Below are 22,612 nucleotides of genomic sequence, written 5' to 3'. Positions count from 1 at the left end.
TAAATAGATCTATAAAATTCATTCAGCTTTTATTCTCTATGCCACCATAAAAGAGGTAACAGTATAAAAGACTTTAAATATTGAGGCATTTCATTCCACCACATTAGTTCTATGAGTGAGACAAAGAAAAATAAGGGCTTCAATCTGACAGAAATGAAGTTCAAGTTTAATGATCTATTTACTGGAATTGGGTTGCTGTTGTGTGCATTTTTATGTGCGTTTAGCCTTGCACTAATTGCAATAAGGCTTGGGCCAATAGCTAAATGGGCTAATTATCAGACTATTTGTGTTGAAAAAGAAAGTTTAAAATCTCCAATCGAATGGGCTGTGCGTAAGTGCAATGGAAGGTCAAAAGTTTATCAAGTGAAGTGAAGGCAACTCAATTAAAGTTGAGTTGAGGCTTTTTACTATTCAGAAGATAACGTTTTTCGTAAGAATCAATAACATCAAATCAATAGTTTGTTTAGAGCCAAAACAATAGAAATCCTGCCATAAGTCCAGACATATGACCTAACAAACTAATTCCAGGTAAGAATGACCAAATAATTCCAATACCTGTAAGCACAGAAATAGATTTAAGTAATCTTGGATCTTTCCTTAGGTGACATCCAATGAACAAAAATCTTTTCTTTCCAAGAATTGTAGTCATTAGAATAAACGCGTCGATACCAAATAAAACACCACTAAAGCCAATGGCTAGAGACATAGGATTTCTATAAATTAAAATATCTACGCACCAACAAATGAACGCTTGGAGAGGCATTATCAATACAATAAAAGCCAGAAAGAAATAGTCACTTTGAAGGCTTAAAGATTTAAGAAAATATCTAGCTACGATGATTCCAGAGATATTTGCCAATAAATGATTAACATCACCATGAAAAAAATGGGATGTAATAATCCTGTATGGCTCATAAAACAAACGTCCAGACCAATAAGCAATGGAAGCCTTATCAATTATTCCAAAGAAATCTGTTGCAAAGAAGCAAATAGTGCAAGCCAAAAAGGGGACAAAATATTGCCAATCATCTTTTGAAATCTTCTCAAGCATTCGTAAATAGATTTACCAATAATCCAATCGTACTTCGTGAATATGATCTATTGAAAAAAGAATAGGGCTAATACTTTAACTATGTGAATAAGCTAAAATATTTACCTATCAAGAACATCATCCATAAAGAAAGGGACTAAGGCCTAAGGTGAAAAAATCTATTATTGATATAAATGAAAATTGATGTAAAAAAGAGAATAAATCTCAATAGTTATGAATGGTGGAGAAACCACCGAAGGTTTATAACGCTTGGATTATTTCTTGCAATTTTTGCAGGCTATGTCAGAGGTCCTTCAGCAAAAGACTTCAAAGTGAATGATATTTGCGGACGTCTAAGCGCTGATTTAATTACAGGGGAAAAGGCTGCAAGAGAATTGAAATTAGGAAAGAAAAGAATCGATGGACTAGAAGGAGAGAAAGCTGATATTACTAATCACTACTACCACGCCAAGTACTACTGCCAAGGCTACACAAAAGGCAATGTAGGCTTGGGATACTAATGACATATTTACTAAAATAGCCAGAGAAAAGCATTGCACTTTTCAGGCCGCTTAAACGGATCTGGCTTTTTGACTAAGCTTTTACAGCTTTAAGACTAACTTTTCTTGCACGCTTCGCAGGTCTTCCTGCAACAGCCTTAGATGCTCTCTTTGAAACTGAATTAGCGCTTGAAGTTGCTTTTTTAGCTTGAGCAGAAGCTACTTTCTTAACTGCTGTTTTAACTTTAGAAGTCTTAACTTTTGCTTTTGCAGCGCTCTTGGCTGGAGCAGCTTTAGTTACTGTCTTCTTTGAAATTGCTTTTTTAGTAACGGTTTTTTTAGCAGCGGCCTTTTTAGCAACTGATTTTTTGACGGTTGTCTTTTTAGCAGAGGGTTTTGCTGAAACCTTCTTAGCACTTGTGCTCTTACGAGTACGATGAGAAATGATTAAAGCCCACTCATCAGCACTAACATTTGCAGGCTTATTACCATGGATCTCAGAAACTTTTGCAGCTTTCTCAATATCCTTGATTAAGTTTTTCCAAGAAGCAGCATAACGCTTATCAGATTGTGACTTAGCACCGCTCTCTACAAGAGTTTCAACAACTTGTGATGCTGTTACTTTTTTTCTTCTTCGGTTAAAAATTTCCTTTTGAAGAGTAGCGATCATGGCTTCGCCTTTAGCGCTAACTTTGATACTTAATTTAGACATTGAATTAAGAATTACCTATATACAACATCTAGCACATTGTGGGCATCCAAGCCGAACAATCTATTTACATGTAGATGTAAATAGCATTTACATCTTATTAATTTACATAAAATACTATTCATAAAAAGATATAAGGAGTACAAAAATCAAGTCATAGGCTTGTTTAAAAAAAAATAGGTAAAGACTCACTTGAGGAAAAAATGACTATCAAGAAGGAATGAAAGGTTTATTCTTTCTCAAAAAAGCAAACAATAATCACCATAAACACAAAACACAAAACACAAAAATTTGACCAATCAGCTAGCTATCTATTGCAAATGTTCTTTCTAATTTAGCTTTTATTTGCTTTAGAGACGGTTCTGAGACCTTGAGTATTTTTTTATAGAAGCCAAAAAATTTAAGACAAGCCAACGGAACAAATATTGTCAGTAGTAAGGTTTTAGTTGTAATCATATGGATGTTATAAGCCAAATCAATGAGAAACGCTCAAATATTACTTGTTAAACCGAATATATATTCAAGGCCTTTAAGAAATTTTAGTTAAGGTCAAAATGTTAAGAACGAATTAACCAAATCAATAAAATGCAAGATAGGAAGGATCTCAAAGCCCTTATTTACCAGGTGGCGGCAGCAACAGATAGAGGTCAAAGAATGAACGCAATGATTGCTCCCATGTACCAAAATAAATTAGTAGAGATGAATAAATTAGTTGAAGATCTACTGCCCCTATCAGATGAAATAACTCAGAGCTCAATTGAAGGTGAATGGGAGCTTATTTACTCATCAGTTGAATTATTTAGAAGCTCTCCATTTTTTTTAGCCATTGAAAAGGCTTTAAACGACAAATCAAAAAGCGATTTGTTTTTCAAGCTTCATCTTTTACAGGTTGGTTCATTTGGTTTATCAACAGTTGGGAGAGTTGGTCAATATCTCAATTTTAATAAAGGGGAAATGATCTCCACCTTTGATACCACTATCTTTGGACTTACAACAATCCCAATCCTTGGGTGGTTCAAGCTACTGCCTACCTTTGGTGGTCGCGTCATAACTCTGGCAAAGGGGCTTCAACTAAAAGACAACATACTTTCTATGGAGTTAGAGAAGACTAAGGTGTCAGAGGTTGATGGTCTGGGAAAAATTCCATTTGTAAATTCCATTCTCATGGAAAGATGGTATCCAGTTAAAACCGTATGGAAACTTCTTCCATGGAATAAAGAAAATCCAAATTGTAAGATTAACGTGATCTATGTTGACGAAGATTTAAGAATCATTAGAGATATGCACGGAGCAATGTTTATTTACATACGACCATCTATTCCTCTTCTAGACCAAAAAAAAAATTAAGCAAATTCCCTTCTCAAATACTGAATTCACTGAAGCAATTCCGATGAATTTGTAGTAGAAACTCTAAAGAAGAAAATTTACTTTAAAAAAAATAAATGAAAAATCCAGAAGTAATAGTAATTGGGAGTGGTATAGGAGGATTATGTTGCGGAGGATTGCTAGCAAAAGCTGGCAAAAAAGTCCTAATTCTTGAGGCTCACTCAAAACCAGGAGGAGCCGCTCATGGTTTTCAGAAAGATGGATATACATTTGAATCTGGACCATCTCTTTGGAGTGGAATAGGTACTTGGCCTACGACAAATCCTTTAGGTCAAGTCCTAAAAGCTCTTAACCAAAAAGTTGAATTAATTAAATATCAGGATTGGAATGTTCAAATTCCTGAAGGTGACTACACGATTGGAGTTGGAGATAAAAGATTCCTTGATCAGATCAATTCAATTAGCGGAAATGATGCCATTAAAGAATGGGAACATTTTATTAAAGTAATTAAACCAATTGGTGCAGCAGCTAATGCAATTCCCCTAATAGCGCTAAGTCAAAACAAGGAAGCTATTTTTCAGCTCTTAAGACGTAGTAAAACACTCCTCACTCACTTGAAATCTTTTAAATACCTTGGAGGTGCTTTTGGAAAATTAGTTGATGAATATCTCAAAGATCCATTTTTACGAAATTGGGTTGATTTACTTTGCTTTCTAATAAGCGGTTTATCCAAAGACGAAACGAATGCAGCTGCGATGGCAACCCTTATTGATGATTGGTTTAAACCAGATGCCTACCTGGAATATCCAAAGGGAGGCAGTGAATCTATCGTTAAGGCTCTATTAAATGGAATTTACTCATTTGGAGGCAATCTTCAACTTAATTCAAAAGTTAGTCAGATAATTATAAAGAGGAATAAAGCAATCGGAATTGAGCTAAGAAATGGTGAGAAAATCTTTGCAGATCATATTGTTAGTAATGCAGATATTTGGAACACCCTTGATTTAATACCCAAAGAAATATCTCAAAAATGGAGAGAGGAAACGTCCACTACTCCAAAATGCAAGTCATTTCTTCATGTACATCTTGGGTTTAATGCAGAAGGTCTAGAAAATATTCCACTCCACTCAATATGGGTTGATGATTGGTCTAAAGGTATTACTACCGAAAGAAATGTAGTAGTTCTCTCTATACCATCGACTTTGGATCCAACAATGTCACCCCCCAACAAACATATTCTTCACGGATATACACCTGCTAATGAGCCTTGGGAAATATGGGAAAATCTTAAGATTGGTACAGAAGAATATGAAAGGACAAAAGAAGAGCGGTGTTCAGTCTTCTGGAAACCAATTAAAAAATTGGTGCCAGATATAGAAGAAAGAATCGAAATAAAAATGCTAGGGACACCACTTACACATCAAAGATTTCTAAATACTAAACATGGAAGTTACGGTCCAGCATTATCAGCTGCAAAAGGACTTTTCCCAGGGAATAAAACTCCACTTAAAAATCTTTTAATGTGCGGTTCAAGTACATTTCCAGGGATCGGTATTCCACCAGTAGCAGCCAGTGGCGCTATGGCCGCCACTACAATTCTTGGTTCCAAATTTCAAAGAGATCTAATCAAAGAGCTAGACATATAAGAAAACACCTATTGTTGATAGACAACATGAAAATACAAATCAAATGAGTAACTCACTCAATAAAGCTTTTACAGGAGTAATCGCTCTAGCTCTGATTGTGATAGCTGTAGGTCGTATCCCATTTTCAAGAGAGAAAGAGCTATCAAATTTATGCAGGGAATACTACACAATGTACCTTAATCAGAATGACTACTCACGAAAAGAAAAAAACACAAAGATCAAAGTGATTGCAAAGAAAACAGGTCTTAAAGCTGAGACAAATAATGTTGGTAATTTTTGTAATTCGTTCTATTTCAACCAAAGATAGATTTTAAATAAGAAAATAGAAAAATTTCTGAATACATTTATTCAATTTCTAATAGGAACAAATACAACCGTAATTATATCGATAGATTTAATATCAATTTAGTAGTTAAATAAAGATAGTAACGAGAAAAAATCATGAAGAAAGAAACTTCATCAAATATCCTTGGAAAAATTGATGTCGCCAAAGAAAGAATCAAGGAATTAGAAACAATGATTAATCATTGGGAAGGTATCGAAGTTGAAGGCTTTTGGGATGCTGAATGCACTATAAATCCATCATCTCCGGCTTGCCTTCTCTTTAATAATTGACCTTCAATCGGTAAAACTTTAAACCAGCTCAAGCAAATCATCTCAGATCAAAAGCTATTCTAATAGCCTTATTAGTGATTAAAAATTAACTCAAAGACAAAAAGAATCACTTAACGAGACGCAAAGGTATTTTTCTTTAACTGGTGAAATCTACATTTTTAAACTCATGATTCACAAAAAAATTTTATAGAGTTAAAAAAATTGTAGTTAAAAATGTCGGAGCTAGCAAAAGTCGTGTCATCCAGTGACTTTGATGATTGGTTTTCTTTGAACGACACTGTTATGGGAGGTTCGAGCAAGGCAGTTTGTAGATCTTCCTCAAAAGGCCTCTCCCTGGAAGGTGTTGTGGTTGAGGAAAAAGGAGGTTTTGTTAGTTGCAAATCTCCAATATTTTCACCTGTTCTAAATTTATCCAATTTTCAAGGTTTTGAATTAAAAATTGAAGGTAAAGGTCGAACTTTAAAATTTGGAGTGTCATGTAAATATGGAATTTTTAGGTTAAGAGAATTTTTCCTAGACAAATCACCTGGTGGGCTCAGATGGGTAGCAGAAATAGAGACAAAAAGATTTGGGACAACAACTATCAAAGTGCCTTTTGAAAGCCTTGAACCAACTGTTCTAGCAAAAAAAATTTCTTCACCAATTATATTCAAATCAGAATCTATAACCCAATTTCAATTACTACATTCAAAATTTGGTAAACCAGGAGAATTGAATCCTGGCTTTAAGCCAGGCAAAATAAATTTTTTATTACAATCAATTAGTGTCTATTAGCACAATTAGAAAAATAAAAATTTTTATAATGTTCTGATTTCATAGGTAATAAAAATACAATGAATAGTAAAAGTATTTCTCAAAAGATTGGACAGTAAAACAAATTAAATCTATGAAAAACATTTTTTATTGTTTATACTCCAATCAATTCAGAAAATTTCCTTTCAATGGGATTGCTTTAAATATATAACCTCAATAAAATGAATAACAAAGACATACCACCGATATGTGGTTTTGAATTTGAAATTGATAAGTTAGTAAATAAGGAAAGAGATAGTAGACAATTCGAAAAAAAGTCAAGGTTAGAGAATGTTAATTCAGGATTTGCATGTGCCCTCCATATGCATCAACCAACAATTCCAGCAGGTAACAATGGAGAGCTCATTTCACATTTGCAATATATGTTTGAACACACTTCAGAAGGAGATAATCACAATGCCGAACCATTTGCTCAATGCTATAAACGTCTAGCTGAAATAATTCCAAGCCTGATAGATGAAGGATATGATCCCAAAATAATGCTTGATTACTCCGGTAATCTTCTTTGGGGAATCGAACAAATGGGTCGCGAGGATATTCTCGCATCTTTAAAGCTCCTAACGTGTGATTCCACAGTTCAACCACATGTTGAATGGCTAGGAACCTTTTGGAGTCATGCTGTAGCCTCTTCGACTCCACCTTCTGACTTTAAATTACAGATAACAGCCTGGCAGCACCACTACTCGTCATTATTTGGAGAAGATGCATTGCGTCGAGTAAATGGGTTCTCTCTTCCTGAGATGCATCTTCCAAACCATCCGGATGTTCTATTTCAGTTAATCAAAGCTCTTAAGGAATGTGGATATCGCTGGGTAATGGTTCAAGAACATAGTGTTCAAAATATAGATGGCTCTAATCTAAGAGACGAGCAAAAATATATTCCTAATAGGCTCAAAGCTCAAAGTAGTAATGGAGAGACCATCTCTATTATTTCACTAATAAAAACTCAAGGATCAGATACAAAGCTTATTGGACAAATGCAACCTTATTACGAGGCAATAGGGCTAAATAAACAAAATTTAGGTGAACATATTATCCCCTCGCTGGTTTCCCAAATTGCTGATGGAGAAAATGGCGGTGTAATGATGAACGAATTTCCTCAAGCTTTTATTCAGGCTTATAAAAGAATTGGTCCTAAAAACGACATAAGCCCCACAATTGCTATGAACGGATCTGAATATCTCGACTTCCTGGAGACTTTAGATATTGATGAAAATAATTATCCATTGATACAAGCAGTCGGACAACACAGAATATGGGAAAAAATCTCAGGTCCTATAACTCCTACTTTGGTTAAAAAAGCAATTAATGAATTAAAAGAGGAAGATCAATCTTTTTCTTTGAGTGGAGCCAGCTGGACTAACAATTTGAGTTGGGAAGATGGATATATAAATGTTTTAGAACCAATTTCAAAACTTAGTTCCTATTTTCACGAAACATTTGACCATTTATTAGTTCAAAATCCATCGTTAACGAAAACCCATGACTATCAAGAAGCGCTCCTATACCTTTTGCTATTAGAAACTAGCTGCTTCCGTTATTGGGGACAGGGAAAATGGACTGAATATGCAAAAACGATCTTCAGAAAGGGTGAAGAGGTAATTAGAAACTTTGAAATATCAGCACAGAGCAGTTAATCAATTTTGTAAAGGCATCAATCAAGAAAAAGAAATAACTAGCAAAAAATAATTTTTTGCGTTAATGTCACCGACCAAAGCTTTAATAAAATGACTAGTACAAGTTTTGACAAAAATGGACTGGATAAAGCAGGTATTCATTGGATGCAATATCTTTCAATGACATCAATGTCATTGCTTATATTTCTCATAGCATTAGACAAAGCCGTTCCTAGCTTTCATCATTTAGTTTTAATTTCAATGGCCAAAGCAGGAATTATCTGTAATGGGATGGCTGGATAACATACTTTGACAGATCCACTGATCTCGCTAAAGAAAAAATATTAAACTATGAAAGGAAAAATCAATCCAGACAACGATGGTTACGACCCATCAGAGGAATACTTCAAAAAGAAAGGTGACTCATATGAAAATGAAACTGAAGAATATTTCCCTGAAGAAACTTCTAAACCACCCCATTATTAATGCAACCAAGAAAGGGCTGATGATAATTAAAATTAAATAATGATTATTATCTATTTGAAATGTACGTACCTTCTGGATAGAGCCTTGAGATTGCATTAAATCGCTTTGATATTTGTCGTTCTTTGTCAATATTAACTTTACGATTAAGAACCAAAACGTTGTGAACCATCCATAGAAAAAAGCCAATAAGCCAATACCAAGATATGGGATGAGCCAAAATTTTATATATCATCTAATTCTAAGATGGCAATCATGTCCTTTTTTTTCATAAGTATTTAAACCTTTTGTTATTACCCCAACATCAAAATTAGATTTTTAAAAATGATTACTCAAGACTAGTGCTCTTTTAACCACATCAACAGCTAAGTAGGACTAGGTAGAACTGCTCAAGTCATTTATTAAACATGAAAATATTTGGTATAAATCAAACGAATGTATACTTATTCATACTTGATTATTCATAGATTTTTCGACCATTATTGCTCGCTAGATAAGAGAGTTTATTTAAGTCTCTAATTTGAGATTGAGATTCAAATAGTTAATTGCATTATTAAAGAGCTGTAATTTTCTCTAGTTTTAATTTTTGGTGAATAAGCTAAAAATATGAGCTTTTCAAGTGCCTTTCCATACATATAGTTTGGCAATCGTTCTCTTCCGCACTGCTAGATATTGAACAGTATGTTACACACTCAAGATAATCTTCAATCGGATCAACTTGACCTTGAGACATTTTCTTAGCATCAATCGTATTCATAAAGGTCTCCTACAATTGGAGTTAATATATCCTTTCTTTTTATTTTTTTCTATCGGTATTACTTACTAACTTATATGCATAAGAAAAACTGATATATGAATCATATTTTAACTAAAACGTAATAGCGAAATAGGGATTAATCTTCATTTGAATATCTCATATTAATAGTTATATAAAAAAATCGCATAAAAAAGAAAAGCTGTAAACAACTAACTCAAAATTAAAATAATATTTGTGCTATTTTCTCAATTTTATTCTTATTCCTATTCTTTTTCGAATAGCTTTTATCGGAATCATATCTTTCATTTGATCATCTATTTGCTTTCTAATTAAATTTCTAAATAATTTAGAAAGCAACACCAAACTAAAAAGAGATAATATAATGGTCCCCAATGCAATTAATGAATAAGCATCCATTTCAAAGTTCTCTATATATTGCCCATTCATCACCATCAGCAGTGACTTCAGAAAGTAACGCAACAGCTATGTCGGACTGATCAGAGCGTTTAACAATAATCTCTTTACCACCCATATATGGATCATTGAACTCTGATTTTGAACGGCTAGCCTCTAGCTGTTCAGATGGTGTCAAAACTTCAAGAATTTTTATCCATATCTCATCATCTGAAGCGAAAGGAGGAACAGAAAATTTACTCGGGCTACTTTCTTTTTTTTTATCCATATTATTTAATTTTTAGCTTTAATCTCTTTAACTTCATTAATTAACCGCTCTTGTCTTTCAGGGGTAATAAATCCAAGAGATCCACACTCATTAATATCTTGAATTGGATCTGATAGTCCATCGTGTTTCTCTAGCCATCCTTCAGTGCATCCTTTACATGCTAATTCATTTAATTCATTAGCCAAAGACTTGGCTTTCAAGCTATCCATCAATAAAAATTTAATTACTTCTTTCTTTCTACTCTACAGTCATTCGATAACTCAAGGAAAAAAAATTAATAGCCTTATTCAACAAAAATGTAAAGCTAGAAAATTTACACCCTATTAATAGATAAGTGGAATCAAAGAAAATAAGAACCAAAACAATCTAGTTAGGAACTCATGCAGCTTCTTTTTTAAATTCCCGATAAATAGAAATGTCTATAGGTCTATTCACATCGGTTTGAAAATCAACAATGTCTTGATAAATCTCATTAGGTAAAGGTTGCATTTCGCATCTTGAATAACATTTGCTGTGGTCATACTTTTTCACTGAAAACCTGTTGCTTAGGCGCTTAAAGATAGACAATGTCACAATGCAACTTGAGTTAGTTATATCGTTAGAAGCTGTAGATGCAATACGCAAAACTACTAGCCTTCTCTATTAATTGAGTAAGTAGTTATTACTAATATTACTTTTTAGTAGCAGTTGCAACTTCATATCATTTTGTATAAAAAGCAAAATTTAAAAAGAGTATTAAAAAAAAAATGTCTTTATCTCCAAATGAGATGACTCCGTACATAAAAAAAATTCAACAGAAATTTGATGAAGCACAATTGTTTTTAGTGAAAAATGGTTTTCATCAAGCCACAAAAGGGCTTTTACAAGACATCGAAAACGCTAACGGTGTCAATAAAAAAACTAAATAACATCCTCTAATATTCACTAACCCTTTCCATGGCAACTGAAATCACTGTTTTAGACTTCAAGCTTAGTAATACTTTTTCAGAGTATTGCACTCATATGAATGCCCCAGAGCAGCAGGCGATGTTTAAAGAAATGGGTATTAAAACTTTTTATATCGGTGAATGTATAGGAGACTCTAAAAGAGCAACTGTTATGTTTGAAGGACCAGAGAATGTTTTATATAACATTTTCATCAGTCCGGAAACAAAGCCTATTGTTGAGGCCTCTGGTCATATTTATGAAGAAACCAAAATCACAAGATGGATAAACAATTGTCCTAACTGCTAATTTTTACGTGTTGAAGTTCGTCAAGTAATTGTATCTGGAATCATAGGTATTGAATGTTTTTTACCGTCTGGGCTTACATATATATTCTCTTTCCCATATTCTGTATCAATGATTTTTTCAAAATGAGTCCCCTTTGGAAGATGTAAAAAATATTTTTGTGCTCTGTTCATTTTATTTATACAGCTATTTAAAAATAACTAGCATTTTTCCCAACGACAACATATTGATTGTTTTATGAGAGTTTGGTGGCTAACTATTTGATTTTTCTAAAGCAGTTAACAATCTTCCAACTCTAGTTCCATTAACTCCAAGATCGCCACCACCATATCTTGATGCAGATTTGATTTGAATCTTCTTATCGATTTTTAAAATCTCCAAGTCGTCTGGAAATCTGAAAATCAAACTACGACAAACCCCTTTCCAATATTTATCATTAACCTCTAAAACTTTGGTTCTAGGAATTTCCTGGGCAATCCTAATAAGTTGCTCAAAGGTCTTGTCAACATCATCAAATTCTTTTTGAAAAAAAACGCAATTAAGCGGATTTAAACAGGGACTAAGACCTGATTTAGGATCTGGCATATTTTCTGTGAGTTCACATATTGATCATGAGAAAAGTTTATCCCCCATTTGGTCTTGTTTCTCAGAAATTTATTACTAAGTGATGTCTAGTTCTCCCTACCTAAAATGCCAGTGCAAAAACTATCCTTCGATTAAATTTGTAAAAACAATTTTTGAGCATGACACGATTAGATAAAACAGGGATGATGATGATTGTTTTCAGTGTGGCCTCAACACTTCCTTATCAGTTTCATTATCTCTCTTCTTTGAGTTAAAAAAGGTTAATCCCTCTCTCTATAGATAGTACTAATTAAAGGTCTATTGATTAAAGGCGGCTCATTTCCATATCCAATCCAAATAAAACCAATAATTTTCTCCTCACTTGAATTTATTTGTGCGATTTGATAGGTATTAGGGTCTTTAGTGATTTTTCCTGTTGACCACTTGCAAGCAACATCATCGGAGACAAGTGAAAGCGACAGGTTTTGAATCGCGCAAGCACAAGCAGCATAATCTTCGAGTCTTTGAGCTTGATTATCAGTACATACTTGAGTGGCAATAAGCAAATGGGAAGGGTTAAGCATTTTTTCCTTTATTTTTTTTAAACTAGATTCATCTATTGACTTATCACCAAACTTCAGAGTCAGCTGTAATTGATATAGAAGTTCCCTTTTTTTTATCCCAATGTTGGTAAAACGCCATGGGAAGGTCCTTCTGTGGCAGGGTGCCTGATTAGCTGCAACTATTGATTTTTGAATTACTTCGCTAGGAACACTTTTTTTGGAAAAGATATGAATGGTCCTTCGTTTTTTAATTGCTTCAGCTATTTCCATGATTTTTTCTTGACGTTATTAACTACACTATTAGCTATAGTGAAAATTTTACAAAAGTTTAGTTTAGAGACCTGTATAAATAAAAGGCGTTTAAATCATCTCCAGCTTGAATCTCACATCTAAAAAAACATGATTAGTTGAAAATCACTTTTTAAGCAACTTTGTCAAGAATTACATTTGATGGTTTTGAAAATAACGAGACGACTTGGCCCATGGGTGTCTTGAATACGCGTTCGACAATTTCTCCATTATTGATAATAACCCTCGTATTCAAGGAACCAGAAGGTAGATTTACAGATCTTTTTTTTAGAAGAATTTCTAGCTCTGGATAGTGATCATTAGGTTTAAGAACCTTTTTTAACTCAGGATGTAGATCTAAGATTGCGTCATCAAAGGCCTTAAACTTTTTCGTTAAAACCATACTTTGAGAAAGCTGTTACTTATGACTTGTAACCTACTGATCTCATGACGTAAAGAGTATTTAAACTAAGGTAGAGATAAACTTAATAAGACTTTAAATAAAGCTTTAATGAGCAATGAATAAATTCATATAATAAGTTTTACTGGTTGCTCAAACTGCAAAATAGTCATTAATATCTAGTAGCATCAATCACTCGCTGTTCATGATAGGAAATAGACGTTACCTCAGTACGTCTGTCATTTAAAACTGACTGTGTAAAAACAGTAATAGCTGCAATACTTGGTGTAATAGGTAAAAAAATGAACAAGGCCAATACACTACTGTTAGATTTAAATAATCTTTGCATTAATTAATAAAGGATTTATTATTATTTTCAACAACTTTTAAGTGATTTGCGTGTTCGGTTTCCCTTGAATAAAGCTATTAGTTTGACCTGTAATACCATCTAAACACCTTTGGTCTTTTCCAGAGCATTGAATAAATAGCTTCAAGTGCCTTTTGAGTTTTAGGCAGCTTGCAACTAGGCCATGACTGTTGAGTAATCATTGTGATTATTTCGGAGTCATTATTATTTCTACATCGGATGCCACCCATAAAACCAGAGTAATAGAACTCAAGCAAAAATACATAGAAGAAAAACTATTATTCAGCTAGATATTTATGGGGCAAATAAGCATAAAAAAAAGAGGCAATATATGCCCCTTTTAGATCTCCTTTAAATTACTTTTGGTATGTATTACCTCTGTAAGTTAAGGATGCTTGCATCTGCTTTTTAGCTTCTGCCTGCCTAGATGTGTAGATGTTACTTCTGTAACTAAGTTCTACAACTTTTTTTGGAGTAGCTTCTTTATGTTGAAGGTACTCTTTGCCTCTGTAAGTAAGAACAGTCATTGCTCTTTCTCGTAGTGCTCAAGACCCCGTTCCATGTCTCGAGTCTTACTGCAGCTTGAAATCTAGCTGAACGTGTATCAAAAATAACAGAAATTATCTTTAAACGATGTTCCTTGTGATACATAAAACAGTGAATTATGTAGTATTAACCGAAATAGTTGCATTTCTTACTATAAAGCGCCCTTAAATCACTTAGAAAGTTAATTAGTTATCCTCTTCTTTTTCTTTCTAAACTAAACCAACCATCCACCTTTTCCCTCTTATTACAAAAGTCATTAAAGAACAAAAAAAGAATCCTAATATGGCAAAAATTGTAAAAGTAATTAACGACTTAAACCCAGATGAAGCAATATTTAGAAAAATTGAATCAAATGCTTTCATAACACTTCAAGAAGGTAAACCATTAAGTAACCACACAAAAGCCTCGTTATTTAATACCCAGTTTCTAAAAACTACTATCACTATTAAATTGATCAAAAGCAGCATGAATAAACGAAGTTTTGGGTCCTCTATCCCCATAAATCTATTGTAATTTAGTTTTTGTTAGGCAAGGCCAGTTACAAAGATGTTAACAATTATGAGGCTACAGGAAGTTGGTAAGGAATTAATAGAGTATGTATGTTTTTCAATCCGCTTTAAAAGGCCTACCACCTTTACTTAAATAATCCATATATTTATCAGACTCTTTGAGGTAATAATTCCTGCTTTGACCAATATATCTAGCTTCAATCAAGAGATCCGTAACTTCAGGCCAAAAAGATTCAGGGACCAACTCAAGAGGGTTAATTGCGCTTGGATTCCAATTTAACTCTGTCAAAAATAAAAACCAAATCGACTTGCACTTAATGAAATCAGATAAACAATCTGAATTAAAATTATTCATTTATGAATTGGATTGATTGAGCTGCTTTATCAGCTTTGATTTTTGCCTCATCGATGGTTTCTGCATTTGCTACAGCTACTCCCATTCGACGACCTTCAGTAGAGCTCGGCTTGCCAAATATAAATACACCTGTATTCGATTGACTTAAGGCATCCTCAAGTCCCGTAAAAGCTATGTTTGAAGTTGTCCGGGAAGCCAAAATCACTCTGCTCGCAGAAGCTTCATGACAAACTATTTCTGGAATTGGGATACCTAAAACAGCTCTAAGGTGTAATTCAAACTCATTTAAATTTTGGCTAATCAAAGTTACTAAGCCTGTGTCATGTGGTCTTGGTGACAGCTCTGAAAAAATCACCTCCTCACCTTTAATAAAAAATTCAACGCCAAACAAACCAACTCCACCAAGATTGTCAGTGACACATTTGGCTATCTTTTGAGCCTTATCTAAAACACTTTCAGTTAATGTAGCAGGTTGCCAACTACATTGATAATCTCCATTCTTTTGCTCGTGTCCTATCGGTGCACAAAATAATGTTTTACCATTAAATTGTCTAATAGTTAATAAAGTAATTTCTAAATCAAAATCTATAAATTCTTCTAATATAATTTTATTTGATTTACCTCTTGATTTTTCAATAGCCAAATGCCAAGCCTGGGCCAAATCATTTTTATGATTAACTAAGCTTTGTCCTTTACCCGAAGAACTCATAACTGGTTTAATTAGTAAAGGATAACCAATCGCCTCTGCATGCAAATCAAGCTCAGATTGATTCATCGCATAACTAAATTTTGCAGTTCTTATATTTAATTCGTTAGCAGCTAAATCTCTAATTTTATCTCTATTCATTGTTATTGCAGTAGCTCTTGCATTTGGTATTACTGTTATCTTTTGTTCGATTTCCTTTAATACATCTACTGCAAGAGCTTCAATTTCAGGAATAATTATATCAGGATTACATTTATATATCACTTCTTTTAATTCACTAGCATTATTCATATTTAATACTACAAATTGATCAGCTATCTGCATGGCTGGTGCATCATTATATCTATCACAAGCAATAACATTACAACCTAATCTTTTTGCTGCTATTGCAACCTCTTTCCCTAATTCTCCACTACCTAAAAGCATTATTTTCTTTGGAAAAACGTTCATAATCATATCTATAGGTCAAAAATATAAATTAATATAATATCTCTTAAACAGAATCAATAATAAAAAAAAGAAGTAGAAATTAACAGAGGCACTTAAAGGAAAAAATTATTCTTAGTACAACAGAGCGTTTGTTGTTGATGGATAAAATCAATTGATCATTCGCAATTGTTTTTCGACTCAATAAGATAGAAGAATGAAATTTCAACCACAACGAGTAATTTTTGGATAACTACTTTTTAGTACTGAAATGGTATTAATTTTGGACATTAGGTACAACCCTTTTGAAAATAAGCTATAAAAGCATTTCCTAATCCAAAAACTATATCTAATTTTTCTCGTTAGACCTATAAAGACCTGATTAGCTATACAAGCTCTTTACGAGTGGAGAAAAGTTAGTTAAAAGGAAATAATAACTTCGACATATTTATTGGAATGGTTGCCAAGAAAAAAATCAAAGACTTCAAGGATTTGGATCAGTTCCCAGATTTAAAAGAAGCTCTAGTACCAGCTACTAAGACATTGCCCTCAGGTTCAATGAATACTAAAGTAATCGTTACTGAAGGCGAAATTGTAGAGAGAGTTTATAAAACACCCAAAGGAGAAATTATATCTCTTTTCGCAAATAACTTATCGGAACAAGCTGCCTAAATTTTCTTGTTAAAATCAATTATTTTAGTATTTCTCCATAGAAAGTGTTGGATCATATTGTCAGCGCAACAAGAAAAGATGGCAAAGAAAACATCCAATATTGAGCAGATCTGTAATCCTAGTTTATTGTTTTTAATTGATCAATGTCTTCTAAAGAAGAAATCCTGTCCATCCTAGAAGCCTTTGCCTCAACAGAGAGAATGGGATCATTCTTTTTAGACAATGCAACCCCCGACTTTTTATTTATAAGACCAAGCGGAAATCCCATTGATGCGAAAGGTTTTCAAGAGATGTGGTCCTCTGGAGATCTTGTGTTACAAAGCGCAGAAGTCACAAAGGTGCACAAATTTGAACTCTTAGGTTCAAATGCTGCAATGTGCGTTTTCACCCTAGGTTCAAAATTTACTTATAAAGGGACTCAAAATGATGACCTCCCTACAGTAACTTCTATTTTTAAAAAGATTGATGAGAAATGGAAAGTAGCGTGGATGCAAAGATCTTCAGGCCAGTCAGATATGACTTTGTGGAACGACTAATTTATATTTCCTTCTTAATGGTTAACTATTCGTAAATTCTATTTATATCCTTACGTCTGAAGTAATCATTGAACAAGATAGATAATTTAAAAGAGAAACAGTGATAGTCGTAAATGCAAGAAAAGCCAAATATTGAAGAGCTGATTGCAGATTCAATGACATTGCTCTTAATTAGAGCCCAAAAGCTACCTAAAAGGGAAAGACTAGCAATTGCTCAAGAGTTTAGAGAATGGCTTAATGGTAGTTGCAAAGTAGAAGATATATTGATCCTAGATACAAGAATCAAATAGTAATAATTACATCCAGTTGATAATCATCAATATTACTGAATTAATTTACATTGGGTTAATCACACGCTAATCAAACAAAAAACCATTAAAAAAAGCCTCATCGGTAATGACAGAGAAGAGGCTTTTTTTATTAGATTTTAAGAATCAGAATTAAACAATTCCTGGAATGATCCAGCCTGTTATTCCGTAGTTAATCACAGCTGCAAAGAAACCCATCATCGCTAGGCGGCCATTCATTTGCTCGGCTGTTTTCCAGTAGTTAGTTTCTTTGTTCATTACACGAAACCTGGAATGATTTGACCGGTTGTTAGATATGCGCCAATAAGAGCTAAGCAGCCAACAGATGCAGCGAGACCATTGAGTCTTTCAGCAATGACTTTGCCTTCTTCTACTCTTGGAGTTTCTGTAGTTTGGTTTTTCATTAAACGACACCTGGGATAAGTTGACCGGTTGTTAGGTAGATACCTGTTAGTAGAACGAATGCCATCATGGCTGGTCTGCCGATGCTTCTTTCTAGAATTGTTTTGTTAGATGGTTGCATTGTTTTTAGTAGTTACTTATTAGTAGTTATTGATTTAGAAAATTCCAGGAATGATTTGACCTGTTGTGAAGTATGAAACCAAAAGGCTGATCATGCCGATCATTGCCCAACGTCCATTGGTCTTTTCTGCTTCCTCTGGATAGCTGGTGTAGTCCTCTACAAGCTGAGGCTGTGTCTCACGGCCAAAGATGTTTTGCTTGCCGTACTCAGTAATTACCTGAGAAGAAGATGAACTTGTCATTACTGGAATTGCGTTGATGTGAATGAATGTAAAGTATGAATTTTCTAAATGAAAGATACGGTCGGGTACGGCTTACTCACTTTATGAAGATCTTAAAGTCGATTTTCAACAAAAAATTCAAATGAAGATTACTTAGTTAATTAAAGACAGAATTGCTAAATCCTGATTAGATTCTGCGACTTTCCTTCTTAAAAAAGTTAATGCCTCATCATTCATATTTGACTCAGCAATCATTTTTTCGGCTTCATTAATACCATGCTCAAGATTTTTAATTTTTAATTGAAGAACCTCCCTATCTTTTCTGCACTGCGCAAGTGTGAAGTCATCAATCATTTTAGTAAATATTTTAAGCGGCTAAAAATCTTACTTAGATTAATAGGTCAAATAAAGTATTTAAAAACTCTAATCTAGAATCTAATGTTTTATGACCAAATTCTTTTTGTTGTTGTTTTAAAATGGATTGACCGTCTGCCCCTAATGCTGAAGAAATAAATTTATGATCTTCTGAAATCCACGTATTAACCATCTCATCGTCAATCTCAACATGAAATTGCATCCCATAAGCTAATGGACCAATACTAAATAATTGCTCCTTACATCTACAACTACTAGCGATAAGCTCTGCAGAATTAGGCAATAAAATTCTATCTCCATGCCAATGCAAAACAGGGAAAGGATGTCTTAAAAGTCTTGTCAATTTAAAGTTATACTCTAGTGATTGAAGAAAGATATTGTCCCACCCAATTTCAGCTAATGGTTGATGGGATACCTCGTCCTGAATCATTTCAACATCACCACCAGCTGCATAGGCTAAAAGTTGAGCACCCAAGCATACTCCTATCAACCCAACGCCTTGATTTAAGGCTTCTTTTATTAGACCAATTTCTTCAACAAGCCATGGATAAGTTGAAGTACCAATGTCTCTTATACCCATAGGTCCACCCAACACCAAAAGTAAATCTCCATTCCTAAGTTCTGGTAGAGAGTCTCCTAGATCCAAACGAAAAGTACAAACACTAAATCCTCTTTCCTCAGCAAGGTTGACAAACAATCCGGGTCTCTCGCGTTCTAAATGCTGAAGAACAAGTAAACGACTCATAAATAATTTAAAAGTCTACATTTTCATTTGGCGTAAAAACCGAGCAATACAACTTGATAAACAGCTCTGCCTCACTTTCATCTTTACCCTCATATTTGAGTTTAAGGTCTTTTATTGCGACTAAAGCAGTTTTCTCTTTCAACCTATATCTTGCACAAGTATCTAGAACTTTAAACATTCGGGTTGTAACTGCTCCAGAAGGAGTGCTTAGGCACAAAAAGACAGTAAATAATAGTAGATATTTCATATAGATAATTCAATCATCTTTTTTAGATAAAGCTCTAGAACGTTGGAACCATTTATTGCTTTTATACAAAAGGAGAAACATTGTAGACAAAAGAAAAAAAGTAAGCGCTTCTAAATAGATAAAAAAATGATCATTCAAATTCATATTTTTCTTAATTTACATTTGATTAAAGCTGCTTGAGTTCATCATCTGTTAATGAGCAAAAACCACCTGAGCATCTTTCAGATTTATTTAAATCTGCAACGGACTCCGATCCACCGATAATTAAATTATGATTTGACATTTTATAAAATTTCTCGTGAACAGAATCACTAAAATTTTTTTCCTTCTCATACTCTAATTCGCACGGATCAATGTTGTCATCAAACCACTCATCGTATTGAATATAATTTGGCTTTGCATAATATGTCATATACCTAGACTAATACGACATAGGAATAAATACCACCCATTCAAGTCAAAGCTGGTTTGGTTGTTTTTCAACAAGTCCCTTAAGATATTTCTTCTTGAGTAGCTTTTTTCTTTCTTTCAAGAACTTTTTTAATTGTTGTAACTTCAAATCGATCGGTGAATATATTCAGCAGATTCAATGTACATCAAAGTTATTTTGATGGAGTGCATTTTGGAGAACTATCATTTGCATCAAGCTTTTGAATTTTGGAAATATCCAAATCAGATATCTCCAGCCCATAAAGTTCAGCGATCTTAGTCATCGCCAAGCCTTCTGCACCTGTCCATGCTTCTGCTAATACTGACCAAGTTTTTTGACTAAATTCAACTCCCAGATTTTCGTTGTTAGCTCTTTTTTTATCTATCTCCACCACTTTCTTTAACCCCTCCCTAGATAGGTGACTTTTAATCCTTAAGAAAACAACCTCCAACATTGAATAATAAAACTTTTCCATTGCTTTGTTATATGCCCATTCAGCTTCCTTTTGCGCCTTTTTTGCAGATTCGGTTGTAATCTCCATACTCATTTTTTCTTTAAGGAAGTGGGTTCTTTCTTATATTGTAGTTATCTGAATTAAGTCTTTAAGAATAAAATTTGAAAATCAGCTCGTAAATATATAATTTAGATAAGTGCTATCCTCAAAAAGAAATAACTTTATAAACTGCTCATTCCATTAAACCTATGGATTTGTCGATTAGATTAAATTAACAATGTCTTTAGAACTTACAGATTTAATCAAGGATTTTATAGCAACAAACCTCCTCTCAAAAGTTGAACTAGATTTCTTGGAGAGTGAACTGTGGGAGACCCTCGAGCATATAGATGAAATAACTTCCTTAACCTCTGCTCCAGTCAATATTTCTAAAGAATTGAAATTAAAAGATGGTTCATCATGGCAATTATGTTGTGCAGCAGTACTTGATGAGGCCAGACCACAAAAAAACTCTCGAACAGAGCAACTTAGAAAATTAATAGAAAAATTTTCTCTCCAATAGTTATCCTTCTCTAAGATTAAAATTTTATATATTTGAAATGTTTTACCAGAGATTTAAATCTCACTTATTTGATAAAATTATCTTTCTAAATTTATAAAAAAACATTCCTGTTTTCTCATAAAGATGTTTTGGTTCTTTTTTAAGTTCTAAATCATATGGATTGATAAAAATAGTCAACAATATTCTAAAGGCAGTATAAAAATTTTTACTTGACTTTATATCCTGATATTTTTCATTTCTCAATTTATTAATTATACACTTATCTAAAAAAGGCTCTAGAGAGTTAAGGGCTATATCTTTCTCCCTTTTACTGATTGTAGATAACAAAACCATCAATCCTTTTATTGATGAATCATCTCCACTAATAACGTTTTTAAGAACACTTCGATAAAGATTCTCCCATTTGTAAGGTTCGTTCCTAAAAAGGTTAGAAGCAGGTTCCTTTGAATTAAGCTTTAATAGTCTCTTGTTTTCATCATTCTCGTCTTGAGCAGAATTCCAATATTCATACAAAGGCGATGATTGAGCGATATTCATGTCTGTTTAGTGAGAATGAGAATTAAGGAAAATTAGAAAATACATTTAATATGGGTATGCATTTTTACATCAATGCATTGAATTTAGAACTATTATCTCACAAGTGTATAAGTCTGTTTCATTATGTGCTATCCATTTAAAATCAGATGAAATACTGTTCCTAAATCAATATTTGATTCACTTCTTTTAAGTAGTATCACTAAATGAAGAATAAATAATATAACCAGAAATACTTAAGTCCATATTATATGGATAAACATAAACTTTTTTCCTCCACAATTTCATAGTAAAAGCTAAAGAATTTTCTAAATGTAGCAGCTATAAATAACAAAAAGAACTCACAAACTAGGCACAAAATATTTTTGCAGTATTATCCAAGCCTATTGAAAAATCATCAATATTTAGATTTAAAGCCTTTAAGGTTTTTGCTGCATCAATTTTACCGGCCGCAAAACTTTCACAAACGGAACTAACTTGATCAGTTCTTGATGCTAGCGTTTTTGTGGGAAATAAAAAGCAAAAAGAGATTGGTAAAACAAGAAGTAATTTCATTTGATTTTAGCTATTTAGAAAAGTTTTCTCCAATAAACTCACTTGAGCTCGATATACGTCACCTTTAGAACCGCATAATTTCTCATAATCCGTTAAAGGAATCCAGGACCAATCAAGTCTTACAGTTAAAGACCAAAACATAATGATGTGTCCAATAAAGAGGATGGGCCAATCAAGACCTATAAATTCAGAATGAAAAACAGGATGCATTACTAAATCAAAAAGAACTGAAGAACTAACTTGTTATGAACTCTCCAGGATGGAAAGAAGAACTGTAGCGTTACAAACTATCAGTATTTATAAGGTTAAGAACTTGTTGA

Annotated in this window: 40 protein-coding genes; 17 read left to right on the top strand and 23 right to left on the bottom strand. The window is 33.4% G+C overall.

Going from position 1 to position 22,612, the window contains the following annotated elements:
- The first annotated feature begins 111 nt into the window (after window positions 1-111).
- Entirely contained in the window at window positions 112-372 is a 261-nt protein-coding gene (locus SIB75_RS05300) for a hypothetical protein (protein WP_413684557.1), read from the top strand.
- Window positions 373-463: 91 nt separating this feature from the next.
- Here SIB75_RS05300 and SIB75_RS05295 read toward each other — a convergent pair whose 3' ends face one another.
- Window positions 464-1,051, bottom strand: coding sequence for a rhomboid family intramembrane serine protease (locus tag SIB75_RS05295; RefSeq protein ID WP_413684555.1), 588 nt, complete (start codon window positions 1,049-1,051; stop codon window positions 464-466).
- 173 nt (window positions 1,052-1,224) lie between these two features.
- Here SIB75_RS05295 and SIB75_RS05290 point away from each other — a divergent pair, with 173 nt between their 5' ends.
- Window positions 1,225-1,551 (top strand): hypothetical protein, encoded by a 327-nt coding sequence (locus tag SIB75_RS05290; protein ID WP_413684554.1) that lies wholly within the window; start codon window positions 1,225-1,227, stop codon window positions 1,549-1,551.
- A 73-nt stretch (window positions 1,552-1,624) separates the two neighbouring features.
- On the opposite strand, the gene SIB75_RS05285 is transcribed toward SIB75_RS05290, so the two are convergent.
- A complete protein-coding gene (locus SIB75_RS05285) occupies window positions 1,625-2,242 on the bottom strand; it encodes a hypothetical protein (protein ID WP_413684553.1) in 618 nt (205 codons plus the stop codon).
- A gap of 582 nt (window positions 2,243-2,824) precedes the next feature.
- Here SIB75_RS05285 and SIB75_RS05280 point away from each other — a divergent pair.
- The 8 genes from SIB75_RS05280 (at window position 2,825) to SIB75_RS05245 (ending at window position 8,741) form a co-directional block, all read left to right on the top strand.
- On the top strand, window positions 2,825-3,586 hold the full coding sequence (locus SIB75_RS05280) for a PAP/fibrillin family protein (RefSeq protein ID WP_413684552.1): 762 nt from the start codon (window positions 2,825-2,827) through the stop codon (window positions 3,584-3,586).
- Between the two features lie 95 nt (window positions 3,587-3,681).
- Entirely contained in the window at window positions 3,682-5,211 is a 1,530-nt protein-coding gene (locus tag SIB75_RS05275; protein ID WP_413684551.1) for a phytoene desaturase family protein, read from the top strand.
- Between the two features lie 43 nt (window positions 5,212-5,254).
- A complete protein-coding gene (locus SIB75_RS05270) occupies window positions 5,255-5,518 on the top strand; it encodes a hypothetical protein (RefSeq protein WP_413684549.1) in 264 nt (87 codons plus the stop codon).
- Window positions 5,519-5,652: 134 nt separating this feature from the next.
- Window positions 5,653-5,826, top strand: a complete 174-nt coding sequence (locus SIB75_RS05265) for a hypothetical protein (RefSeq protein ID WP_413684547.1) — start codon at window positions 5,653-5,655, stop codon at window positions 5,824-5,826.
- Window positions 5,827-6,039: 213 nt separating this feature from the next.
- Window positions 6,040-6,600, top strand: a complete 561-nt coding sequence (locus SIB75_RS05260) for a CIA30 family protein (RefSeq protein WP_413684546.1) — start codon at window positions 6,040-6,042, stop codon at window positions 6,598-6,600.
- Window positions 6,601-6,800: 200 nt separating this feature from the next.
- Window positions 6,801-8,276: a glycosyl hydrolase family 57 gene (locus SIB75_RS05255; RefSeq protein ID WP_413684545.1), complete on the top strand. Its 1,476-nt coding sequence runs from the start codon at window positions 6,801-6,803 to the stop codon at window positions 8,274-8,276.
- A 90-nt stretch (window positions 8,277-8,366) separates the two neighbouring features.
- A complete protein-coding gene (locus tag SIB75_RS05250) occupies window positions 8,367-8,558 on the top strand; it encodes a hypothetical protein (RefSeq protein WP_413684544.1) in 192 nt (63 codons plus the stop codon).
- A gap of 48 nt (window positions 8,559-8,606) precedes the next feature.
- Complete coding sequence (locus SIB75_RS05245) at window positions 8,607-8,741, top strand: hypothetical protein (RefSeq protein ID WP_413684543.1); 135 nt, start codon at window positions 8,607-8,609, stop codon at window positions 8,739-8,741.
- A gap of 46 nt (window positions 8,742-8,787) precedes the next feature.
- Here the strand turns inward: SIB75_RS05245 and SIB75_RS05240 are convergent, their stop codons facing one another.
- The 3 genes from SIB75_RS05240 to SIB75_RS05230 all read right to left on the bottom strand — a co-directional run bounded on the left by SIB75_RS05240 (window position 8,788) and on the right by SIB75_RS05230 (window position 10,386).
- Entirely contained in the window at window positions 8,788-8,973 is a 186-nt protein-coding gene (locus SIB75_RS05240; RefSeq protein WP_413684542.1) for a hypothetical protein, read from the bottom strand.
- Window positions 8,974-9,913: 940 nt separating this feature from the next.
- The gene (locus SIB75_RS05235) at window positions 9,914-10,177 is read right to left on the bottom strand and encodes a hypothetical protein (RefSeq protein WP_158466723.1); all 264 of its coding nucleotides are present in this window, start codon (window positions 10,175-10,177) and stop codon (window positions 9,914-9,916) included.
- 5 nt (window positions 10,178-10,182) lie between these two features.
- On the bottom strand, window positions 10,183-10,386 hold the full coding sequence (locus SIB75_RS05230; RefSeq protein ID WP_413390719.1) for a hypothetical protein: 204 nt from the start codon (window positions 10,384-10,386) through the stop codon (window positions 10,183-10,185).
- Window positions 10,387-10,923: 537 nt separating this feature from the next.
- Here SIB75_RS05230 and SIB75_RS05225 point away from each other — a divergent pair.
- Window positions 10,924-11,085 (top strand): hypothetical protein, encoded by a 162-nt coding sequence (locus tag SIB75_RS05225; RefSeq protein ID WP_413684541.1) that lies wholly within the window; start codon window positions 10,924-10,926, stop codon window positions 11,083-11,085.
- 28 nt (window positions 11,086-11,113) lie between these two features.
- Window positions 11,114-11,410, top strand: a complete 297-nt coding sequence (locus SIB75_RS05220) for a DUF3764 family protein (protein WP_413684540.1) — start codon at window positions 11,114-11,116, stop codon at window positions 11,408-11,410.
- Between the two features lie 20 nt (window positions 11,411-11,430).
- Here the strand turns inward: SIB75_RS05220 and SIB75_RS05215 are convergent, their stop codons facing one another.
- The 5 genes from SIB75_RS05215 to SIB75_RS05195 all read right to left on the bottom strand — a co-directional run bounded on the left by SIB75_RS05215 (window position 11,431) and on the right by SIB75_RS05195 (window position 14,116).
- Complete coding sequence (locus tag SIB75_RS05215) at window positions 11,431-11,580, bottom strand: hypothetical protein (protein WP_187152583.1); 150 nt, start codon at window positions 11,578-11,580, stop codon at window positions 11,431-11,433.
- A 79-nt stretch (window positions 11,581-11,659) separates the two neighbouring features.
- Window positions 11,660-11,992, bottom strand: a complete 333-nt coding sequence (locus SIB75_RS05210) for a DUF1499 domain-containing protein (protein WP_413684538.1) — start codon at window positions 11,990-11,992, stop codon at window positions 11,660-11,662.
- A gap of 260 nt (window positions 11,993-12,252) precedes the next feature.
- Window positions 12,253-12,804, bottom strand: coding sequence for a nitroreductase family protein (locus tag SIB75_RS05205; protein WP_413684537.1), 552 nt, complete (start codon window positions 12,802-12,804; stop codon window positions 12,253-12,255).
- 151 nt (window positions 12,805-12,955) lie between these two features.
- A complete protein-coding gene (locus SIB75_RS05200; protein WP_413684535.1) occupies window positions 12,956-13,225 on the bottom strand; it encodes a hypothetical protein in 270 nt (89 codons plus the stop codon).
- A 720-nt stretch (window positions 13,226-13,945) separates the two neighbouring features.
- A complete protein-coding gene (locus SIB75_RS05195) occupies window positions 13,946-14,116 on the bottom strand; it encodes a DUF4278 domain-containing protein (protein ID WP_413684533.1) in 171 nt (56 codons plus the stop codon).
- 301 nt (window positions 14,117-14,417) lie between these two features.
- On the opposite strand from SIB75_RS05195, the gene SIB75_RS05190 reads away from it, so the two are divergent.
- On the top strand, window positions 14,418-14,648 hold the full coding sequence (locus tag SIB75_RS05190) for a hypothetical protein (protein WP_413684532.1): 231 nt from the start codon (window positions 14,418-14,420) through the stop codon (window positions 14,646-14,648).
- Window positions 14,649-14,741: 93 nt separating this feature from the next.
- Here SIB75_RS05190 and SIB75_RS05185 read toward each other — a convergent pair whose 3' ends face one another.
- Both SIB75_RS05185 and purT read right to left on the bottom strand, forming a co-directional pair.
- Window positions 14,742-14,999, bottom strand: coding sequence for a hypothetical protein (locus SIB75_RS05185; RefSeq protein ID WP_269613083.1), 258 nt, complete (start codon window positions 14,997-14,999; stop codon window positions 14,742-14,744).
- On the bottom strand, window positions 14,992-16,155 hold the full coding sequence (purT, locus tag SIB75_RS05180) for a formate-dependent phosphoribosylglycinamide formyltransferase (protein WP_413684530.1): 1,164 nt from the start codon (window positions 16,153-16,155) through the stop codon (window positions 14,992-14,994). Before purT ends, SIB75_RS05185 begins: the two co-directional genes overlap by 8 nt.
- A gap of 432 nt (window positions 16,156-16,587) precedes the next feature.
- Between purT and SIB75_RS05175 the strand changes: the two genes are divergently transcribed.
- From SIB75_RS05175 to SIB75_RS05165, 3 genes are all read left to right on the top strand, one after another.
- Window positions 16,588-16,803 carry a hypothetical protein gene (locus SIB75_RS05175; RefSeq protein ID WP_413684529.1) on the top strand — a complete coding sequence of 72 codons (216 nt, stop codon included), beginning with the start codon at window positions 16,588-16,590 and terminating at the stop codon, window positions 16,801-16,803.
- A gap of 143 nt (window positions 16,804-16,946) precedes the next feature.
- Complete coding sequence (locus tag SIB75_RS05170; protein ID WP_158466735.1) at window positions 16,947-17,339, top strand: DUF3804 family protein; 393 nt, start codon at window positions 16,947-16,949, stop codon at window positions 17,337-17,339.
- Window positions 17,340-17,452: 113 nt separating this feature from the next.
- The gene (locus tag SIB75_RS05165; RefSeq protein WP_269610539.1) at window positions 17,453-17,629 is read left to right on the top strand and encodes a hypothetical protein; all 177 of its coding nucleotides are present in this window, start codon (window positions 17,453-17,455) and stop codon (window positions 17,627-17,629) included.
- A 150-nt stretch (window positions 17,630-17,779) separates the two neighbouring features.
- Here the strand turns inward: SIB75_RS05165 and SIB75_RS05160 are convergent, their stop codons facing one another.
- The 8 genes from SIB75_RS05160 to SIB75_RS05125 all read right to left on the bottom strand — a co-directional run bounded on the left by SIB75_RS05160 (window position 17,780) and on the right by SIB75_RS05125 (window position 20,728).
- A complete protein-coding gene (locus SIB75_RS05160; protein WP_011294605.1) occupies window positions 17,780-17,905 on the bottom strand; it encodes a chlorophyll a/b-binding protein in 126 nt (41 codons plus the stop codon).
- Window positions 17,905-18,051 carry a high light inducible protein gene (locus SIB75_RS05155; RefSeq protein ID WP_413390875.1) on the bottom strand — a complete coding sequence of 49 codons (147 nt, stop codon included), beginning with the start codon at window positions 18,049-18,051 and terminating at the stop codon, window positions 17,905-17,907. The genes SIB75_RS05160 and SIB75_RS05155 overlap by 1 nt, the downstream gene beginning before the upstream one ends.
- Window positions 18,051-18,170, bottom strand: a complete 120-nt coding sequence (locus tag SIB75_RS05150) for a high light inducible protein (protein WP_011294968.1) — start codon at window positions 18,168-18,170, stop codon at window positions 18,051-18,053. The genes SIB75_RS05155 and SIB75_RS05150 overlap by 1 nt, the downstream gene beginning before the upstream one ends.
- 34 nt (window positions 18,171-18,204) lie before the next feature.
- On the bottom strand, window positions 18,205-18,411 hold the full coding sequence (locus tag SIB75_RS05145) for a high light inducible protein (protein WP_413390745.1): 207 nt from the start codon (window positions 18,409-18,411) through the stop codon (window positions 18,205-18,207).
- Window positions 18,412-18,543: 132 nt separating this feature from the next.
- The gene (locus SIB75_RS05140; RefSeq protein WP_413684527.1) at window positions 18,544-18,744 is read right to left on the bottom strand and encodes a hypothetical protein; all 201 of its coding nucleotides are present in this window, start codon (window positions 18,742-18,744) and stop codon (window positions 18,544-18,546) included.
- A gap of 34 nt (window positions 18,745-18,778) precedes the next feature.
- On the bottom strand, window positions 18,779-19,510 hold the full coding sequence (locus SIB75_RS05135) for a type 1 glutamine amidotransferase (RefSeq protein WP_413684526.1): 732 nt from the start codon (window positions 19,508-19,510) through the stop codon (window positions 18,779-18,781).
- A gap of 7 nt (window positions 19,511-19,517) precedes the next feature.
- Entirely contained in the window at window positions 19,518-19,688 is a 171-nt protein-coding gene (locus SIB75_RS05130; protein WP_269613092.1) for a non-structural protein (NS2)-like protein, read from the bottom strand.
- Window positions 19,689-20,359: 671 nt separating this feature from the next.
- Window positions 20,360-20,728 (bottom strand): hypothetical protein, encoded by a 369-nt coding sequence (locus SIB75_RS05125; protein WP_413684524.1) that lies wholly within the window; start codon window positions 20,726-20,728, stop codon window positions 20,360-20,362.
- A 190-nt stretch (window positions 20,729-20,918) separates the two neighbouring features.
- On the opposite strand from SIB75_RS05125, the gene SIB75_RS05120 reads away from it, so the two are divergent.
- A complete protein-coding gene (locus SIB75_RS05120) occupies window positions 20,919-21,203 on the top strand; it encodes an inward rectifier potassium channel (protein WP_413684522.1) in 285 nt (94 codons plus the stop codon).
- Between the two features lie 60 nt (window positions 21,204-21,263).
- Here the strand turns inward: SIB75_RS05120 and SIB75_RS05115 are convergent, their stop codons facing one another.
- The 3 genes from SIB75_RS05115 to SIB75_RS05105 form a co-directional block, all read right to left on the bottom strand.
- Complete coding sequence (locus tag SIB75_RS05115) at window positions 21,264-21,740, bottom strand: hypothetical protein (protein WP_413684520.1); 477 nt, start codon at window positions 21,738-21,740, stop codon at window positions 21,264-21,266.
- 345 nt (window positions 21,741-22,085) lie between these two features.
- A complete protein-coding gene (locus SIB75_RS05110; RefSeq protein WP_413684518.1) occupies window positions 22,086-22,292 on the bottom strand; it encodes a hypothetical protein in 207 nt (68 codons plus the stop codon).
- A gap of 6 nt (window positions 22,293-22,298) precedes the next feature.
- Window positions 22,299-22,502, bottom strand: a complete 204-nt coding sequence (locus SIB75_RS05105) for a hypothetical protein (protein ID WP_413684517.1) — start codon at window positions 22,500-22,502, stop codon at window positions 22,299-22,301.
- Window positions 22,503-22,612: the final 110 nt, after the last annotated feature.

Origin of the sequence: Prochlorococcus sp. MIT 1011 (assembly GCF_047305235.1) — a bacterium.
Lineage (GTDB): Bacteria > Cyanobacteriota > Cyanobacteriia > PCC-6307 > Cyanobiaceae > Prochlorococcus_B.
This window is presented reverse-complemented; position numbering and strand designations above follow the sequence as displayed.

Coding starts and splice junctions, on each gene's coding strand:
- SIB75_RS05300 (WP_413684557.1), top strand. CDS start 112: ATGAGTGAGACAAAGAAAAATAAGGGCTTCAATCTGACAGAAATGAAG.
- SIB75_RS05295 (WP_413684555.1), bottom strand. CDS start 1,051: ATGCTTGAGAAGATTTCAAAAGATGATTGGCAATATTTTGTCCCCTTT.
- SIB75_RS05290 (WP_413684554.1), top strand. CDS start 1,225: ATGAAAATTGATGTAAAAAAGAGAATAAATCTCAATAGTTATGAATGG.
- SIB75_RS05285 (WP_413684553.1), bottom strand. CDS start 2,242: ATGTCTAAATTAAGTATCAAAGTTAGCGCTAAAGGCGAAGCCATGATC.
- SIB75_RS05280 (WP_413684552.1), top strand. CDS start 2,825: ATGCAAGATAGGAAGGATCTCAAAGCCCTTATTTACCAGGTGGCGGCA.
- SIB75_RS05275 (WP_413684551.1), top strand. CDS start 3,682: ATGAAAAATCCAGAAGTAATAGTAATTGGGAGTGGTATAGGAGGATTA.
- SIB75_RS05270 (WP_413684549.1), top strand. CDS start 5,255: ATGAGTAACTCACTCAATAAAGCTTTTACAGGAGTAATCGCTCTAGCT.
- SIB75_RS05265 (WP_413684547.1), top strand. CDS start 5,653: ATGAAGAAAGAAACTTCATCAAATATCCTTGGAAAAATTGATGTCGCC.
- SIB75_RS05260 (WP_413684546.1), top strand. CDS start 6,040: ATGTCGGAGCTAGCAAAAGTCGTGTCATCCAGTGACTTTGATGATTGG.
- SIB75_RS05255 (WP_413684545.1), top strand. CDS start 6,801: ATGAATAACAAAGACATACCACCGATATGTGGTTTTGAATTTGAAATT.
- SIB75_RS05250 (WP_413684544.1), top strand. CDS start 8,367: ATGACTAGTACAAGTTTTGACAAAAATGGACTGGATAAAGCAGGTATT.
- SIB75_RS05245 (WP_413684543.1), top strand. CDS start 8,607: ATGAAAGGAAAAATCAATCCAGACAACGATGGTTACGACCCATCAGAG.
- SIB75_RS05240 (WP_413684542.1), bottom strand. CDS start 8,973: ATGATATATAAAATTTTGGCTCATCCCATATCTTGGTATTGGCTTATT.
- SIB75_RS05235 (WP_158466723.1), bottom strand. CDS start 10,177: ATGGATAAAAAAAAAGAAAGTAGCCCGAGTAAATTTTCTGTTCCTCCT.
- SIB75_RS05230 (WP_413390719.1), bottom strand. CDS start 10,386: ATGGATAGCTTGAAAGCCAAGTCTTTGGCTAATGAATTAAATGAATTA.
- SIB75_RS05225 (WP_413684541.1), top strand. CDS start 10,924: ATGTCTTTATCTCCAAATGAGATGACTCCGTACATAAAAAAAATTCAA.
- SIB75_RS05220 (WP_413684540.1), top strand. CDS start 11,114: ATGGCAACTGAAATCACTGTTTTAGACTTCAAGCTTAGTAATACTTTT.
- SIB75_RS05215 (WP_187152583.1), bottom strand. CDS start 11,580: ATGAACAGAGCACAAAAATATTTTTTACATCTTCCAAAGGGGACTCAT.
- SIB75_RS05210 (WP_413684538.1), bottom strand. CDS start 11,992: ATGCCAGATCCTAAATCAGGTCTTAGTCCCTGTTTAAATCCGCTTAAT.
- SIB75_RS05205 (WP_413684537.1), bottom strand. CDS start 12,804: ATGGAAATAGCTGAAGCAATTAAAAAACGAAGGACCATTCATATCTTT.
- SIB75_RS05200 (WP_413684535.1), bottom strand. CDS start 13,225: ATGGTTTTAACGAAAAAGTTTAAGGCCTTTGATGACGCAATCTTAGAT.
- SIB75_RS05195 (WP_413684533.1), bottom strand. CDS start 14,116: ATGACTGTTCTTACTTACAGAGGCAAAGAGTACCTTCAACATAAAGAA.
- SIB75_RS05190 (WP_413684532.1), top strand. CDS start 14,418: ATGGCAAAAATTGTAAAAGTAATTAACGACTTAAACCCAGATGAAGCA.
- SIB75_RS05185 (WP_269613083.1), bottom strand. CDS start 14,999: ATGAATAATTTTAATTCAGATTGTTTATCTGATTTCATTAAGTGCAAG.
- purT (WP_413684530.1), bottom strand. CDS start 16,155: ATGAACGTTTTTCCAAAGAAAATAATGCTTTTAGGTAGTGGAGAATTA.
- SIB75_RS05175 (WP_413684529.1), top strand. CDS start 16,588: ATGGTTGCCAAGAAAAAAATCAAAGACTTCAAGGATTTGGATCAGTTC.
- SIB75_RS05170 (WP_158466735.1), top strand. CDS start 16,947: ATGTCTTCTAAAGAAGAAATCCTGTCCATCCTAGAAGCCTTTGCCTCA.
- SIB75_RS05165 (WP_269610539.1), top strand. CDS start 17,453: ATGCAAGAAAAGCCAAATATTGAAGAGCTGATTGCAGATTCAATGACA.
- SIB75_RS05160 (WP_011294605.1), bottom strand. CDS start 17,905: ATGAACAAAGAAACTAACTACTGGAAAACAGCCGAGCAAATGAATGGC.
- SIB75_RS05155 (WP_413390875.1), bottom strand. CDS start 18,051: ATGAAAAACCAAACTACAGAAACTCCAAGAGTAGAAGAAGGCAAAGTC.
- SIB75_RS05150 (WP_011294968.1), bottom strand. CDS start 18,170: ATGCAACCATCTAACAAAACAATTCTAGAAAGAAGCATCGGCAGACCA.
- SIB75_RS05145 (WP_413390745.1), bottom strand. CDS start 18,411: ATGACAAGTTCATCTTCTTCTCAGGTAATTACTGAGTACGGCAAGCAA.
- SIB75_RS05140 (WP_413684527.1), bottom strand. CDS start 18,744: ATGATTGATGACTTCACACTTGCGCAGTGCAGAAAAGATAGGGAGGTT.
- SIB75_RS05135 (WP_413684526.1), bottom strand. CDS start 19,510: ATGAGTCGTTTACTTGTTCTTCAGCATTTAGAACGCGAGAGACCCGGA.
- SIB75_RS05130 (WP_269613092.1), bottom strand. CDS start 19,688: ATGTTTAAAGTTCTAGATACTTGTGCAAGATATAGGTTGAAAGAGAAA.
- SIB75_RS05125 (WP_413684524.1), bottom strand. CDS start 20,728: ATGGAGATTACAACCGAATCTGCAAAAAAGGCGCAAAAGGAAGCTGAA.
- SIB75_RS05120 (WP_413684522.1), top strand. CDS start 20,919: ATGTCTTTAGAACTTACAGATTTAATCAAGGATTTTATAGCAACAAAC.
- SIB75_RS05115 (WP_413684520.1), bottom strand. CDS start 21,740: ATGAATATCGCTCAATCATCGCCTTTGTATGAATATTGGAATTCTGCT.
- SIB75_RS05110 (WP_413684518.1), bottom strand. CDS start 22,292: ATGAAATTACTTCTTGTTTTACCAATCTCTTTTTGCTTTTTATTTCCC.
- SIB75_RS05105 (WP_413684517.1), bottom strand. CDS start 22,502: ATGCATCCTGTTTTTCATTCTGAATTTATAGGTCTTGATTGGCCCATC.